Origin of the sequence: Amphritea japonica ATCC BAA-1530, assembly GCF_016592435.1 — a bacterium.
Classification (GTDB): Bacteria; Pseudomonadota; Gammaproteobacteria; order Pseudomonadales; family Balneatricaceae; genus Amphritea; species Amphritea japonica.
Map to the genome: position 1 here is coordinate 3,121,860 of NZ_AP014545.1, position 15,282 is coordinate 3,137,141.

At 49.9% G+C, this 15,282-nt stretch carries 16 protein-coding genes; all 16 read right to left on the reverse strand.

Going from position 1 to position 15,282, the window contains the following annotated elements:
- Positions 1-23 precede the first annotated feature (23 nt).
- Positions 24-242, reverse strand: a complete 219-nt coding sequence (locus AMJAP_RS14420; protein WP_019623252.1) for a hypothetical protein — start codon at positions 240-242, stop codon at positions 24-26.
- Between the two features lie 137 nt (positions 243-379).
- Positions 380-1,120 carry a 23S rRNA (guanosine(2251)-2'-O)-methyltransferase RlmB gene (gene rlmB, locus AMJAP_RS14425; RefSeq protein ID WP_019623253.1) on the reverse strand — a complete coding sequence of 247 codons (741 nt, stop codon included), beginning with the start codon at positions 1,118-1,120 and terminating at the stop codon, positions 380-382.
- On the reverse strand, positions 1,110-2,156 hold the full coding sequence (hemH, locus tag AMJAP_RS14430) for a ferrochelatase (RefSeq protein WP_019623254.1): 1,047 nt from the start codon (positions 2,154-2,156) through the stop codon (positions 1,110-1,112). The genes rlmB and hemH overlap by 11 nt, the downstream gene beginning before the upstream one ends.
- A gap of 98 nt (positions 2,157-2,254) precedes the next feature.
- Entirely contained in the window at positions 2,255-2,911 is a 657-nt protein-coding gene (adk, locus tag AMJAP_RS14435; RefSeq protein WP_019623255.1) for an adenylate kinase, read from the reverse strand.
- A 326-nt stretch (positions 2,912-3,237) separates the two neighbouring features.
- The gene (gene ppc, locus AMJAP_RS14440) at positions 3,238-5,844 is read right to left on the reverse strand and encodes a phosphoenolpyruvate carboxylase (RefSeq protein WP_019623256.1); all 2,607 of its coding nucleotides are present in this window, start codon (positions 5,842-5,844) and stop codon (positions 3,238-3,240) included.
- 160 nt (positions 5,845-6,004) lie between these two features.
- The gene (locus tag AMJAP_RS14445) at positions 6,005-6,397 is read right to left on the reverse strand and encodes a hypothetical protein (protein ID WP_019623257.1); all 393 of its coding nucleotides are present in this window, start codon (positions 6,395-6,397) and stop codon (positions 6,005-6,007) included.
- A gap of 25 nt (positions 6,398-6,422) precedes the next feature.
- Positions 6,423-7,241: a nucleoside triphosphate pyrophosphohydrolase gene (mazG, locus tag AMJAP_RS14450; RefSeq protein ID WP_019623258.1), complete on the reverse strand. Its 819-nt coding sequence runs from the start codon at positions 7,239-7,241 to the stop codon at positions 6,423-6,425.
- The gene (gene relA / locus AMJAP_RS14455) at positions 7,241-9,493 is read right to left on the reverse strand and encodes a GTP diphosphokinase (protein ID WP_019623259.1); all 2,253 of its coding nucleotides are present in this window, start codon (positions 9,491-9,493) and stop codon (positions 7,241-7,243) included. Before relA ends, mazG begins: the two co-directional genes overlap by 1 nt.
- A 281-nt stretch (positions 9,494-9,774) precedes the next feature.
- On the reverse strand, positions 9,775-10,671 hold the full coding sequence (gene cysM / locus AMJAP_RS14460; RefSeq protein ID WP_019623260.1) for a cysteine synthase CysM: 897 nt from the start codon (positions 10,669-10,671) through the stop codon (positions 9,775-9,777).
- A 169-nt stretch (positions 10,672-10,840) separates the two neighbouring features.
- Positions 10,841-11,236, reverse strand: a complete 396-nt coding sequence (locus AMJAP_RS14465; RefSeq protein WP_019623261.1) for a universal stress protein — start codon at positions 11,234-11,236, stop codon at positions 10,841-10,843.
- A gap of 87 nt (positions 11,237-11,323) precedes the next feature.
- Entirely contained in the window at positions 11,324-11,701 is a 378-nt protein-coding gene (gene acpS / locus AMJAP_RS14470; RefSeq protein WP_019623262.1) for a holo-ACP synthase, read from the reverse strand.
- On the reverse strand, positions 11,698-12,471 hold the full coding sequence (gene pdxJ / locus AMJAP_RS14475; RefSeq protein ID WP_019623263.1) for a pyridoxine 5'-phosphate synthase: 774 nt from the start codon (positions 12,469-12,471) through the stop codon (positions 11,698-11,700). Before pdxJ ends, acpS begins: the two co-directional genes overlap by 4 nt.
- 84 nt (positions 12,472-12,555) lie before the next feature.
- Entirely contained in the window at positions 12,556-13,263 is a 708-nt protein-coding gene (gene recO / locus AMJAP_RS14480; RefSeq protein WP_019623264.1) for a DNA repair protein RecO, read from the reverse strand.
- Positions 13,264-13,276: 13 nt separating this feature from the next.
- The gene (gene era, locus AMJAP_RS14485; RefSeq protein WP_019623265.1) at positions 13,277-14,212 is read right to left on the reverse strand and encodes a GTPase Era; all 936 of its coding nucleotides are present in this window, start codon (positions 14,210-14,212) and stop codon (positions 13,277-13,279) included.
- The gene (gene rnc / locus AMJAP_RS14490; RefSeq protein WP_026340279.1) at positions 14,209-14,895 is read right to left on the reverse strand and encodes a ribonuclease III; all 687 of its coding nucleotides are present in this window, start codon (positions 14,893-14,895) and stop codon (positions 14,209-14,211) included. Before rnc ends, era begins: the two co-directional genes overlap by 4 nt.
- Entirely contained in the window at positions 14,895-15,269 is a 375-nt protein-coding gene (locus AMJAP_RS14495; RefSeq protein WP_019623267.1) for a DUF4845 domain-containing protein, read from the reverse strand. The genes rnc and AMJAP_RS14495 overlap by 1 nt, the downstream gene beginning before the upstream one ends.
- Between the last annotated feature and the right edge of the window lie 13 nt (positions 15,270-15,282).

Consider the following 15,282-nt stretch of genomic DNA (forward strand, 5'->3'; position numbering starts at 1 on the left):
GCGAACTCAACTCCCGGGTTACATCAGTCATCATCTTGCATAGGTATTGAATACTTCCCTGAATCAAGACCCGATAGCCGCTCATCAATACAGGATTGTTCCAGATCTGATAAGACCAGTGATTCATTGTCGGGGCAGAATCGGTGCGTATCGTTATAGCCATCAAACTTAATCTTGCCGAGAATGCGACCGCTTCCACTAATGCAATCAAGTTCTTGTTGAATGGGCCAGAACAGCACCATCTGCAATCTCCTTTTTAAGCCTATCTTTCAGTAGCTCATCGCCGCAGGATGCGACTCCTACAAAGAGCTGCACCCTGCCTTTTCTAGCAAGTGGCGCAGCCACGTCTAGCAGCTGCGAAGCAGCGTTCTAGCGACTTCTACGCCTTCCTCTGCCGAACTGCTTCAAATAAACAAACCCCAGTCGCAACCGATACGTTTAACGAGGAAACTTCCCCCGCCATATCAATCTTTACCAGAAAATCGCAGTTTTCACGGGTGAGACGACGCATTCCCTGACCTTCCGCCCCCATTACCAGCGCCATCGGACCTTTCAGGTCGGCATTGTAGATCAGCGTGTCGGCTTCGCCGGCGGTCCCGGTGATCCAGACGCCCTTCTGCTGCAGATCTTTCAGGGTACGTGCCAGATTAGTCACCAGTACGTAGGGCACGACTTCCGCGGCGCCACAGGCCACTTTACTGGCGACAGCGTTAAGCGGTGCCGACTTATCTTTTGGTGCTATCACCGCGTGCACACCCGCCGCATCAGCAGTCCGCAAACAAGCCCCAAGATTATGCGGGTCAGTAACACCGTCTAACACCAGCAGGAAAGCCGGTTCTTCAAGCTTTTCTAACATCGCGTCCAGGAACTGTTCGTTCTTCGTTTGAATCGGTTCACAGGCCACAACGACGCCCTGGTGCACGCCCTCTTCCGCCATCTCGTCCAGTTCTTTACGACTCACCCACTCGACTTGAATCTGTTTGGCTTTCGCCAGATCCAGCAATTTTTGCATCCGGCCATCAGCGCGGCCTTTTAACGCCCACATCCCTTTAACACGCTTGCTGTCTCGTTCCAGCGTGGTGGTCGCGGCATGTATGCCAAATATATATTCAGGACGCATTCTCTGTCTCTTTCTGTTCGTTTTCTGTGCTAGCCGGGCTAAACCAGCCTGAACTGTTCTGTTGTACCAGGTCCACCAGCAGGCTGATCATCCCCGGATCATCATTCAGGGCAGGAATATACTGATACTGTTCACCGCCTCCGGCCATAAATATATCGCGATTTTCTACTGACAGCTCTTCCAGTGTTTCCAGACAGTCCGCTGAGAATGCCGGCGAGATAATATCAACCCGTTTAGTACCAGTCTCAGGCAGCTTCTCAAGGGTTTTATCGGTATAGGGCTGTAACCAGGCCTTCGGCCCAAAACGGGACTGGAAAGTGGTCTGCCACTGCTCTGGTGTCAACTCCAATTCACTTGCCAGCAGTTCTGAGGTGCGGTGACAATGGTCCGGATAAGGATCGCCCCGGTCGGCATATTCCTGAGGAATACCGTGGTAAGAGAGAATCAACTTATCCCCCTGCCCATGCTCAGCGCGGTAATCGCGGACTGACGCTGCCAGCGCCTGAATATAGAGCGGATGGTCATGATAATCATGCAGCACCCGAATATCCGGCGGATTTCGGTTCTGTAACTGAAACCGGGCGATCTGATCATAGATCGGTGCCGTGGTCGTATCCGAGTATTGCGGATACAGGGGTAATACTAAAATTCTCTGGTAACCTGCCTTTTTTAACTCGGCTAAACGCGCCGTCAAACCCGGGTTGCCGTAAGTCATCGCCGAAAACACCTGAATATCCCGGTTGGGCATCTGTTGCTGCAGTGCTAACTGCAGCGCGGCAACCTGCTGGTTGAGTATCAGCCGTAAAGGGGAATCCTTATCCCAGATCGAAGCGTATAACTTAGCCACTTTACGGGGGCGGAAGGTCAGAATAATGCCGTTCAGAACTGCCAGCCAGACCAGACGCATAACGCCGTTGCCTTCAACGACCCGCCGGTCTGACAGAAACTCTTTAAGGTATCGGCGTACCGCGCCCGGCGTGGGCTGATCCGGCGAGCCTAAATTAACAAGCAGCACCGCTGTTTTGGGCTGAGACATCCGTTGAATTCCGATTGAAAGCAAAACGCTATTATCCCGGAATTACAGACAATAAAAAACCGCTCAATGGAGCGGTTTTTCATAATCAATACAAAGAATTACTTTTCCAGTGAGGCAAATACCGCATCACGGATGTCTTCAACACCACCAACACCTGGGATGTAGTTGTATTTCGGTGCACTGGCAGGAGACTCTTCAGCCCAGCCTTTGTAATAGGTGATCAGTGGCGCAGTCTGCTCATGGTATATATCCAGACGCTGACGCACGGTTTCTTCTGCATCATCTGCACGCTGAATCAGATCTTCACCGGTTACATCGTCTTTACCTTCAGTCGATGGTGGATTGAAGACAACATGATAAGTACGACCTGAACCCGGGTGCACACGGCGACCCGCCATCCGCTTGATGATCTCTTCATCGGCCACGTCGATCTCAACCACAGCATCGATCGCAACGCCTGCGTCTTTCATTGCGTCAGCCTGGGGAATGGTGCGTGGAAAACCGTCAAACAAGAATCCGTTAGCGCAATCTGACTCGGTGATCCGCTCTTTTACCAGACCGATGATGATCTCATCAGAAATAAGGCCGCCCGCATCCATTACTTTCTTCGCTTCGATACCCAGAGGCGTACCCGCTTTAACCGCTGCACGCAGCATGTCGCCTGTAGAGATCTGTGGAATGCTGTATTTATCGCAGATGTACTGAGCCTGAGTACCTTTACCGGCGCCTGGCGCACCCAAAAGAATGATTTGCATGTAAGGATTGCTCCATTTCTAATTATATAATTTTAAAAGCTGTCTGCCTGACCGTCACCTAAGACCATCGGCAATAATTCTCATAACCTGTAATCCATCGACATTACAGTGGTTTGCCTGCTACTCACAATTGGACATTCGGCCTACTACCAATATCTAATCTACCGCCAATTGCAGGAGGCCCGTTTCTCTGATCGGGCCTGTTTAAACCCCGAAATCACCGAAAACTGACGCTCGAGAGTAGTCAAAACGCGCCAATGTATCAACCCTTAAAGTGTTTAGACACCTTATTCAGTGACCCACTGGCGCGCTCAAACATCTGCTTATCAGCCCGTATTACGCATCCCTGCAGAGATACCTGCCATGGTAATCATCAGCGCCTGTTCCAAGCGTTCATCCGGTTGGTTTCGGTCCCGATAGAGCAGTTCAGCCTGGAGAAAATGTAATGGATCGATATAGGGATTCCGCACATCAATTGATTGCCGGATGATCGGATTCTCTTCCAGTAACTCATCCTGTTGCTTTATCTTCTTCACCAGCTCAACCGTGTTCGCTAAGCGGCACCGCAGATCGGCACCCAGCACTTTCAGCTCATCTGAAACCAGGCGCTTCTCATAGTATTCCGCGATGTTTCCATCTGACTTAGCGACAACCATTTCGAGCATATCAATATACGAACGAAAGAACGGCCAGTCGCGGCGCATTGTTTGCACGAGTTCGAACTGCCCCTTATCAAGAATATCCTGAAGCGCCACATCGCTACCCAACCAGGCCGGTAGCATCAGACGAATCTGGGTCCAGGCAAAGATCCATGGAATCGCTCGCAGGCTTTCCACCCCTCCATCGGCTTTTCGCTTAGCAGGACGACTTCCCAGTGGCAGCTTTGCCAGTTCCTGCTCGGGGGTTGCTGTTCTGAAATAGGGCACAAACTGCGGATCAAACCGCACGACATCGCGATACGCTGCTAAACCGCTGGCTGACAGATCATCCATCAACTGACGCCACTCAAGCTTGGGCCCCGGCGCTGGCGCAAGGGTCGCCTCAAGTGTCGCGGAGGTGTAGAGCTCTAAGTTGCGGATCGCAATCTCTGGCACACCAAATTTAAAGCGAATCATCTCGCCCTGCTCTGTCACCCGTAAACTACCGGCAACCGAGCCGGGGGGTTGCGCCAGAATAGCGGTGTGGCTTGGACCGCCGCCCCGGCCCACGGTACCACCGCGACCATGAAACAAGGTCAAATGAATATCGTTATCCGCGCAGGCTTTAGTCAACGCTTCCTGAGCGCGATACTGCCCCCAGGCCGCGGCCAGCTGACCCGCATCCTTGGAGGAGTCAGAATACCCAATCATCACTTCCTGATGACCTTCGGTATAAGCCTTATACCAGGGAATTCCCAACAACTGACGAATGCAGTCTTCTGCACCATCCAGATCATCGAGGGTCTCAAACAGCGGTGCCACACGGATGTTATGACCAATGCCGCTCTCTTTTAACAGGAGAATCACCGCCAGCACATCGGACGGCTGGCTGGCCATGGAGATCACATAGGAACCTAGCGAGCTGGCCTCCTCTTCAGCGACCACCCGACAGGTATCCAACACTTCCTGAACATTCTCAGAGGGCTGCCATTGCCGGGGTAACAGTGGACGTTTCTCTTGTAACTCTTTCAGCAGAAACATCTGCTTATTCGTCTCGCTCCACTCGCTGTAGCAACCGATGCCATAAAAACCGGTCAGTTCATCAAAGACTTCCGCATGTCGATCTGCGTTCTGACGAATATCCAGATTCACCAGCGTCATACCAAAGCAGGCGACCCGGCGAATCGTATCGGTCAGCAGGCCATCGGCAATCACGCCCATACCACAGTCACGCAGTGACTTGTCGATCAGCATCAGAGGCTCCAACAACTGCTGAGGGACGATATAAACCCCCTCTTTGTCCACTGGGTGGCCTTCCAGTCGTTCTGTCGTCCAATGTTTGGTAATCCGCAGTTGATTACGCACTTCACGCAGCAACGCCCGGTAGGGTTCCGGGTGATCACCGACCAGTGCGCGTATTTCCGGACTGCAGCGGTTCATCGATAACTCGCTGCGCAGCAGATCAATGTCTTTCAGGTACATATCCGCAGCCATCCAACGGGACAGCAACAACACCTTTTCCGTGGTAATCGACGTCACGTTAGGGTTTCCGTCACGGTCTCCGCCCATCCAGGAAGCAAACCGTACCGGTGAGTGTGTCAGGGGCAGGTGTTCACCGGTCGCATCAAACAGCTGCTGATCGATATGGCGCAGAAAAACAGGCACCGCTTCCCAGAGAGAGTTCTCAATAACCGCAAAGCCCCACTTGGCTTCATCTACCGGTGTTGGCCGTTGCTTACGAATCGCATCGGTATGCCAGGCCTGACTGATCAGTTCGTGCAACCGGTGGCGCAGATCCTCACCCCGATCAATTCTTTGCAAACAATCGGTTATCGAATCAAATTTCTGAATCAGTGTGCGACGGTTTACCTCGGTCGGGTGGGCCGTCAGTACCAGCTCAACATCCATTTCGCTAACCGTTTTAGCAATCTGTTGTTTTGATACACCCTGCTGAAGCAAACGCCCGACCAGACCGCAGAATGAATCACTGGTACAGACATCCATAACGCCGGAACGGCGCCGAACCCGATGGTGTTCTTCTGCAATATTGGAGAGATTTAGAAACTGAGTGAAGGCGCGGGCTACCGGTAATAGTTCATTATCATCGAGCTCGCTGAGGGTTTTGAGCAGTTCATCATCTGCCCCCTTGCCGGAGGAGCGACCTGCTTTAGACAAAGCCCGAATGTTTTCAATCTTATCGAGGAAATCCTGCCCTTTGTGAGCCGCAATGGTCTGCCCCAGGCATTCACCAAGCATTCGGACATCATCACGCAGATCTTCATGAAGCGTTGTCATACCACGTCCCCTGTCAGATATTGAGTACTTATCATTAGTACTCTTGATACTACAGTTTTTGTAGGAGGCACAAATACTATCTTAGTATCAGAAGGAGATCAGGGGAGATAAGGAACCGTATAGACAGGGGCGACAGGTCTTGAGGACTGCCCCAGCTAAACTAATGGCCGGTTAAAGCGCGTAGTTTTTTAAAAGCGATATCGGCGTGGTGTTCGGTTTGATAACCGATTTCGACCGCTGACTGAGACGCGCCAGTCAGCACCAGTGCTATACGGTAGCTGGTTGGTATATCGGTTTGACTGGTCTCATCGTGCCGGATTTCACCATGCTCTAGCTGTGAAAAATCCACTCGCAGATAACCGCTTGGAACCAACACCGCAATCTGTTTCTGGGTCGTACTGACTAATAAGCCCGGGTTACCTTTCAGGTCATCTGAAACAACAAAACCAGCGCCTTCCAGTGCTTTTCGCTGACCATCAATACGCTGGTAATTCCAATAACCCAGGCCAGCCATCACGATCATCGCCAGGATAAACCACTGTAATGTTCCCATTCCCTTCCTCCTCAGAAAGCGCAAGCTATAAACCTTTGCGCTTCGCTTCGTTCCACCAGCTATCTAACGCTTCAAGACTATAAGTCTGCCAAGACTGACCGGAATCGTTTACCCGGTCTTCGATATAATTAAAGCGATTAGTAAATTTCTGATTGGTATAGCGCAGCGCCGACTCAGGATTAACCCCCATATGGCGTGCCAGATTAACATGAGCAAACAACAGGTCACCCAACTCATGTTCCATCTCGACGGTATCACCTGCGGCGATCGCTTCACGGAGTTCAGCAATCTCCTCTTCAATCTTATCCAGGACCGGGCCCACATCACCCCAGTCAAAGCCTTCCCGCGCGGCCCGCTTCTGCAACTTCACCGCTCGGTTCAACGCTGGCAGCGCCATCGGGATATCGTCCAGAACTCTGGGCTCCTGCAGCGGCTTTTCACTCCGTTCCTGTGCTTTTATCGCTTCCCAGGTGGCTTTGATGTCCCGCTCATCTTTTGACCCGGCGGCACCCCTGCTCTCCAGCGTCCCTTCCGGAAACACATGAGGGTGACGACGTATCAGTTTACTCACCAGGGTATCAACGACATCTGCAAATTCAAATCGTTGCTCTTCCTGCCCCAGATGCGCATAGAAAATCACCTGAAACAGCAGATCGCCTAACTCGCCCGGCAGATGCTCCCAGTCTTCACGTTCGATGGTATCAGCCACTTCATAGGCTTCTTCCAAGGTATGCGGCACGATACTGGCGAAATCCTGCTTCAGATCCCAGGGACAACCATCGACAGGGTCCCGTAGACGCGCCATCAGCTTAAGCAGGTCTTCCAGTGTGTATTTAGTGTCCATCAGAGACCGCTTCGCTGACGGTGCACATCGGTGACGTTTGGAATCTGATTAATCTTATCCATAACCTTACCCAGGAGTTCCAGCCGACTAATCTCAATGGTCAGTGTCAGTTGGGCGACATTGCTCTTCTTATCGGAGTGGGTATTGGCGGCAACCAGATTCACACTCTCGTTTGCCAGCACCATCATCAGGTCACGTAGCAAACCAGAACGGTCAAAGGCTTCAACAAAGATATCCACAGGATACGTTGATTCACTGTCTTCACCCCAGCTAACCTCAACAATTCGCTCACTTTCATGCTGGCGCAGCTGGAAAGCGTTGGTGCAATCTTCCCGGTGTATCGACACCCCCCGGCTCTTAGTGATGTAACCAATAATAGGATCACCCGGCACTGGCTTACAGCAAGGTGCCACCGAGGTAAGCAGGTTGCCTACACCGCGAATCTTAATCCCGTCATATAATGTCTGAGCCTTGGTAGTATTCCCCGGCAACTCCAGCACTAACTGTTCATCATAATGATCAGTTTCTACTTGTTGCTGTGCTGCGTTAATAATCTGTGACAGGCGAATATCACCCGCGCCCAGCGCGGCATACATATCTTCCGCTGAGCGATGATTAACCGACTCGGCCATCAGCTCAAAATTCATCTCGGCATTTTCCAGCGCTAAACGCCGGAATTCACGATCAATAATTTTCTTACCCGCCGCCGCATTTTTGTCTTTATCCTGCAGCTTAAACCAGTGCTGTACTTTAGCCCTGGAACGGGCACTGGTGATAAAACCCAGGTTTGGGTTAAGCCAGTCGCGCCGAGGGTGCTCAGTATTGGCAGTTAGAATCTCCACCTGATCGCCGGTCTTAAGCTGGCGCGTCAACGGCATGATCCGGCCATTGACCTTAGCACCACGACAGCGATGCCCTACTTCGGTATGTACCCGGTAAGCAAAGTCGACCGGCGTTGACCCTACAGGCATATCAACTACATGACCTTCAGGGGTGAAAACATAGACCCGGTCATGGGTGATATCACCACTGATGACTTCCGAGAACTCTTCGCTGTCACCCAGATCCTCAGTCCACTCCAGGACCTGACGTAACCAGGCGATCTTATCCTCGTAACTCGAGCTCTGTGACTGAGTATCCGTACCTTTATAAAGCCAGTGAGCACAGACACCCAGCTCTGCCTCTTCATGCATCGAATAGGTTCTGATCTGGATTTCCAGCACTTTCCCGGATGGACCAAATACAGCAGTATGTAATGAACGATAGCCATTCGGTTTTGGCGAGGCGATGTAATCATCAAACTCGTGGGGAATATTGCGCCACAGACCATGGACGATGCCCAGCACCGTGTAGCAGTCTCTGATTTCAGGCACCAGAATCCTTACCGCACGAATATCGTAGACTTGATTAAAGTCGATATTCTTGTTCTGCATTTTTCGCCAGATACTGTAAATGTGCTTTGCCCGGCCCATTACTTCGCCGTCAATATTGACATTATCCAGTTCAGAATTAAGAAGATTCACCGAGTCTTCAATAAACTGCTGACGGTCCAGCCGCTTTTCGTCCAGCAGTTTAGCAATCTGCTTATAGTCGTTGGGCTTGAGGTAGCGGAACGAGAGGTCTTCTAATTCCCACTTAATATGACCGATGCCCAAACGGTGCGCGAGTGGCGCATAGACATCGAAAACTTCCCGGGCGACCAAATAACGCTTTTTCCGGGAGCCCTCTTTAACACCCCGGATAGCACAGGTACGTTCAGCTATTTTAATAAGAACAACCCGTACGTCGTCGATCATCGACACCAACATCTTACGGACATTGTCGAGAGGGTTTCCACTCTGACCTAATACATTTTCACGACGAGGGTTTTGACGACTGCCGATTGCCGCCATCTGAAGCACGCCTTCAATCAAGGAGGCGATAACGGGACCAAAGCGGCGCCGGATGTCTTCCAGCGCGGTTCGCTTTTCACGCACGCTCCGGTAAAGGATAGCCGCCACCAGTGCATCCTGATCCTGGTTCAGCTCAATCAAAATCTGAGCCATCTCAAGACCGGTCAGGTAACTGTCAGTATTCTCCCATGAATCGTCTGAAGGCTCAGCTTCATCCTTGAGTTCCTTAGCATAAAGGCATGCCTGACGAACCGTATCTATATCTTTTACTTCAACCTGTTCCTGCAGCCGTTCCAGCCACAATTCCAGATCTACACTACCATCTGCATGTATTGGATGATCTTCGCGTACTTTTACCACGGCTTAGTGCCACTCCCGGTTAACCTTATGTCCCTGACAACTGCACTTTAGGCTTTTTTTATGCGATTTCAGCGTAAAAAAAGAATAAAAAAGTTAGCTGATTCTCTTCAAATCACAGCACAGATAGCGGCCCATTCTAGTATCTCAGACATTCAATAGCGAGTAAGTTCAATAAGATCCACAACCAAACATCATCAGACTTAGGTCGTTAAGAGGTATTTTTTTGCCATAAAAAAAGGAGCCGAGGCCCCTTCAATCAACAGAAATCATATCCATGCTACTTACGAACTGAAAACACCCGTAGACAGGTAGCGATCACCCCGATCGCAGATAATACAGACAATCACAGCGTTTTCGACCTGCTGCGCCAGACGCAAAGCACCCGCAACGGCCCCCCCAGACGAGACACCACAGAAGATCCCCTCTTGTTGTGCCAGATTACGCATCGTATCTTCTGCCTCTTCCTGCGTAATATCCAATACTGAATCAACCCGTGATGCTTCAAAGATCTTTGGCATATACTCTTCAGGCCAGCGACGAATACCCGGAATAGCAGCATCTTCTGCCGGTTGAAGACCGACTATCTGAACCGCTGAGTTTTGCTCTTTCAGATACCGGGAGGTTCCCATAATTGTGCCTGTGGTTCCCATAGCACTGACAAAATGAGTAATTGTCCCAGCGGTCTGCTGCCACAGTTCGGGGCCTGTTCCGCGATAGTGCGCTTCAGGATTATCCATATTGGCAAACTGATCTAACACAATGCCCTTTCCATCGGCTTGCATCTGCAATGCCAGATCACGGGCACCTTCCATACCTTCCTCTTTGGTCACCGGAATCAGCTCCGCACCATAAGCCGTCATAGAGGTCTTACGCTCTTCGCTGCTGTTATCCGGCATAATCAGCTTCATCTTATAGCCTTTAATCGCTGCTGCCATTGCCAGCGCAATACCGGTATTACCAGAAGTCGCTTCAATCAGCGTATCACCCGGCTTTATCAGACCTCGATGTTCTGCCAGCTGAATCATACTCATGGCCGGACGATCTTTTACCGAGCCGGCCGGATTATTGCCTTCCAGCTTACAGAGGACCGTATTGCCCCGCCCCACAGTCAACCGTTGCAGGCGCACCAGCGGTGTATTACCCACATAATCTTCGATGGTTGGAAACTGCACGCTCATAACTTATTACCAGTGATCGTTCTGAAGATATAAAAATATAACCAGAAGAAATTAAAAATTAATTTAATATAACTTAAATATAGAGCGCGATCATACCGAGCCTGCCGTTAAAGCTCAATACAGAATAATTCATGCTCGAACGAATACACTCGTCAAAAATATACTCGGACTACGGAAGAACCAGTACCGCTCGTTGCGATTGTTTGACAACTTTATGAACGAGGTCATCTCCGAGAAGGGTTGAACTGCTTTGACCAGCCCCACCCAGCACAATCAGGTCCGCATTTAACCGATCAGCCTCTTCAAGAATTGCCACAGTGGCGATTCCTTCCAGCAAGAGAGCATGCGTTTCAATACCCTGATCCCGAAATTGCTGAGCCTGCTGATTAAGCGCAGATGACTCTTCGGCAAATTCCTGCCCTATCTCCTTCTTATCCCGGTAACTGATATCTTCGTTCGGCAGCACGACATGCAACAGATAAACAGTACTGGATAATACCCGGGCCAGATCGATAAGTTTTTCACTGAGCGGTGAGAAATTAGTAGCAACTACAATATTGTTCATCGCACTACCTCCATAGAACTCTCTGATGTCTGCTTTCAGTTTAGTCTATAGAAATAGCCGGACAGATCTTTCAGGGACAATACTTAATCAGCGCTGTTCTGCCACAACAAATGCGATAACCTGATCCTGCTCATCGCTATAGGAAAGATGGAAGGTAGCGATTCCCAGATCCTTTGCACGCTGTTGCGCATTACCGGTCAGAGTCATTATGGGCCGCCCCAGTTCATTATGGCCCACTTCAAAATGCTGCCAGCTTATGCCGCGCCCTATACCGGTACCTAACGCTTTTACGGCCGCTTCCTTTGCGGCAAAACGTTTGGCCAGGAACCGGGCTTGCTGGCTAGATTTCTGATATTGCAATAATTCGGCGGGGGTCAGAATCCGCTCAGGCAGACGTGGTGTTCGCGCCAATGCCATCTCTATCCGCCGGATATCAAGCAGATCTGTCCCCACACCAAAAATCATCGGCGTACCGCATCCCTTAGCGGTTGAATCCGCGCCTGGGTTTCCATCATCAGACGACGCATTTCACCAATCGCGTCTTTAAGACCAACGAAGACCGCACGGGCGATAATACCGTGGCCGATATTAAGTTCATTTATCTCTGGAATTTCAGCAATCTGCTCAACGTTATGATAATTCAGACCATGCCCGGCATTAACAATCAGCCCTTTTTGAAACGCATATGCCGCGGCTGACTTGATCCGTTCCAATTCAGCTTGTTGCTCTGCCGTCGTTTCAGCATCGGCATAAGCACCGGTGTGCAATTCAATTACCGGTGCCCCGCAGCTAAGCGTCGCATCGATTTGTGCATTATCCGGATCTATAAACAAAGAGGCTTCGATCCCAGCCGCAGCTAAACGATCACAGGCGCTCTTCACTTTAGAAAACTGACCTACTACATCCAGGCCACCTTCAGTTGTCAGTTCTTCACGCTTTTCCGGCACCAGACACGCATGCCCTGGCTTGACCTTTTCGGCGATGCTGACCATCTCATCAGTCACTGCCATTTCGAAATTCATACGCGTTTGCAGAGTCTCTGCCAGCAGGTAGATATCGCGGTCCTGGATATGACGGCGATCTTCTCGCAGATGTACAGTAATGCCATCAGCGCCAGCTTCTTCAGCTAAGGCTGCCGCCTGCACCGGATCCGGATATCGAGTTCCCCGGGCCTGACGCAAGGTCGCAATATGATCGATGTTTACACCTAGCAGTAATCGACTTGGCTCTACCACAGTTAACCTCTTCTCAAACAAAAATTATAAAATAATGAAAACAAAACAAAGCTTACTAGAATCGTACGCTGAGAAATAGCCTGACTATGTCCTTTGGGGGGTATAGCCCTGCAGCAACTCACGACTCCGTAAAGGCCGATGACCCAGTTGTTGCTCTAACGCAAGCCTCATCAGCCTTTTTGCTGCCCGGCGAATCTTGGGATACTGATACTGCTCATCGACAATACCGAGTAACTGCTCACCGGTGAAGCAAGACGATTTAATCTTCTCACTGAGCTGAGAAACCACCATAAAGCCCTGTGCCGGATCATACCGATAAATAATATTTGGCTGGCAGTTTTGCACATCAAACTGAAAACCCAGCTGTTTCAGTAGCTGTTGCTCAAAAGTGCGCAGTGCCAGTTCAACATCAACTGCATCACGCAATTCATTTAACACATATTGATAATAAACGTAGAGCTGAGGGTGAGAATCAGAGGGCTGTAGCAAGCGTTCAAGCAGCTCATTGACATAGAGTCCGCAGATCAGCGAATCACCTTTGAGAAACAGAGGAGCAGCAACGGCTTCGGCCTGGGTGATGGTTTTCAGTTCATGCCGTCCCCGCCAACTGACCTGCAAGGGGGTAAAAGGCTGTATCATCGCTCGCATACGCGAGCGTGGGCTACGCGCGCCCTTTACCACAGCACTGACTTTACCTTGCTCCAGGGTAAAGAGATCAACCAGCAAACTGGTTTCTCTATAAGGACGGGAGTGCAGGACATAGGCTGCCTGAGCGTCTACTTGATAACTCATAGGCAGCCATCACTCAATCTATATCGTTGTAACCCAGACTACGCAGCGCCCGCTCATCATCAGACCAGTTACTACGCACTTTAACCCAGAGGTTCAGCATCACTTTGGAGTCGAACATTTTCTCCATATCAAGACGGGCGTCCCGACCGATGCCTTTAATTTTATCGCCTTTATCGCCGATAACGATGCGCTTCTGTCCTTCGCGTTCAACCAGAATTAACGCACTGATAATAAGAATACCACGCTCGTTACGCTTGAATTCTTCTATTTCAACCGTCGTTCCGTAGGGCACTTCGTCGCCTAAGTTACGCATCAGTTTCTCCCGCACCAATTCCGCGGCAAGAAAACGGGAACTACGATCAGTTATCTGATCATCCGGGTAAAAGTGAACACTCTTTGGCAGTTGTTCATTGATCACCGCTTCAAGGCGATCAACACTGGTACCATTTTTCGCTGAAATAGGAATAATTTCCAGAAACTCCATCTTCTTTGACAGCTCTTCCAGATGCGGTAGCAGTGAGTCTTTATCATCCAGTTGATCAATTTTATTGATCACAAGGATAACGGGGCACTTTATGCCACCAAATTTTTCAAAAACGATTTCGTCTTCTTCAGTCCAGGCCGTACGATCAATAATAAACACCACAACATCAACATCGCGAAGTGCTGAGCTGGCGGCCTTGTTCATATAGCGATTGATCGCTTTATCCTGGTCTTTATGTAGCCCCGGAGTATCGACATAGACAGCCTGAACATCGCCCTCTGTCTTAATACCAACGATCTGGTGGCGGGTTGTCTGCGGCTTACGTGAGGTAATACTCAGCTTCTGCCCCAGAATATTGTTCATCAGGGTAGATTTACCCACATTAGGCCGACCAACGATGGCAACGAAACCACAGCGTTGCTCTTCATTAGGTTGATCCAGTAGATAGCTCAGATCACGACTCATACTTTACTACCTACTTTCAGAAGTTTAAGCGCAGCGCCCGCAGCATTCTGTTCTGCCTGACGACGACTACTGCCCCGGCCCTCTGTTGGCTTATCTAACATACTCACCTGACAGCTAATTTCAAACGTCTGTTTATGTGCTTCACCGGTGACTGAAAGTAACTCATAGTCCGGCAATGGTGCACGTCTGGACTGCAGGAACTCCTGCAAACGCGTTTTTGAATCTTTCTGGGTATCTTCAAGAGAGGTCTGTTCGAGACGAGTCTGGTACCAGCTAAGAATATAGGGACGACAGCACTCCATATCGCTATCGAGATAGATCGCACCAATAATAGCTTCTACGGTATCGGCCAGAATAGAATCACGGCGGAAACCACCACTCTTTAATTCACCGGAGCCCAATCTAAGATAGTCCCCCAGCTTCATCTCTCTTGCCAGCTCGGCCAGCGTTTCCCCTTTAACGAGTAGCGCCCGCAATCGGCTTAGCTGCCCCTCTTTCGCTTCAGGAAAACGAAGATAAAGCGCTTCGGCGATAACAAAATTGAGAATCGAATCGCCAAGAAACTCCAGGCGTTCATTATTACGTTTTCCATGACTACGATGGGTAAGAGCCAGTTCAATCATGCTCTCATCGTTAAACTTATAACCCAGCTTTTTCGCCAGATCTGTAGCAGGCTTGATAATCAACGGATAATCACTTCATATTGCTCGTTAAATTTCACAACTGCATCTACATTGTAGAACATTGGCACAACTATATTATATTTAAGGGTTAGGGTTTTAATCCCCTCTTCCTCAACGATAGTTATAGCTTCTTGTGACGGCAGCGTTACCTGATTAATTCGCAAACGCTTATTAATTTTTGACCGGGTTTCGGTTGGCGAGTCTGTTTTTGTCTCAGGCTGTTCTACCAACTCCTCCATCATGGACGTTACCAGACCATGATCCCAATAAGGAGGATATAACTTAAACGCTACCGACAAGAAAACACCGGCAACAATCAAAATGATCATCAGCGAAAAGAATGACATTCCCCGCTGCGATTTATACATCGACATAACGCACCCCTTT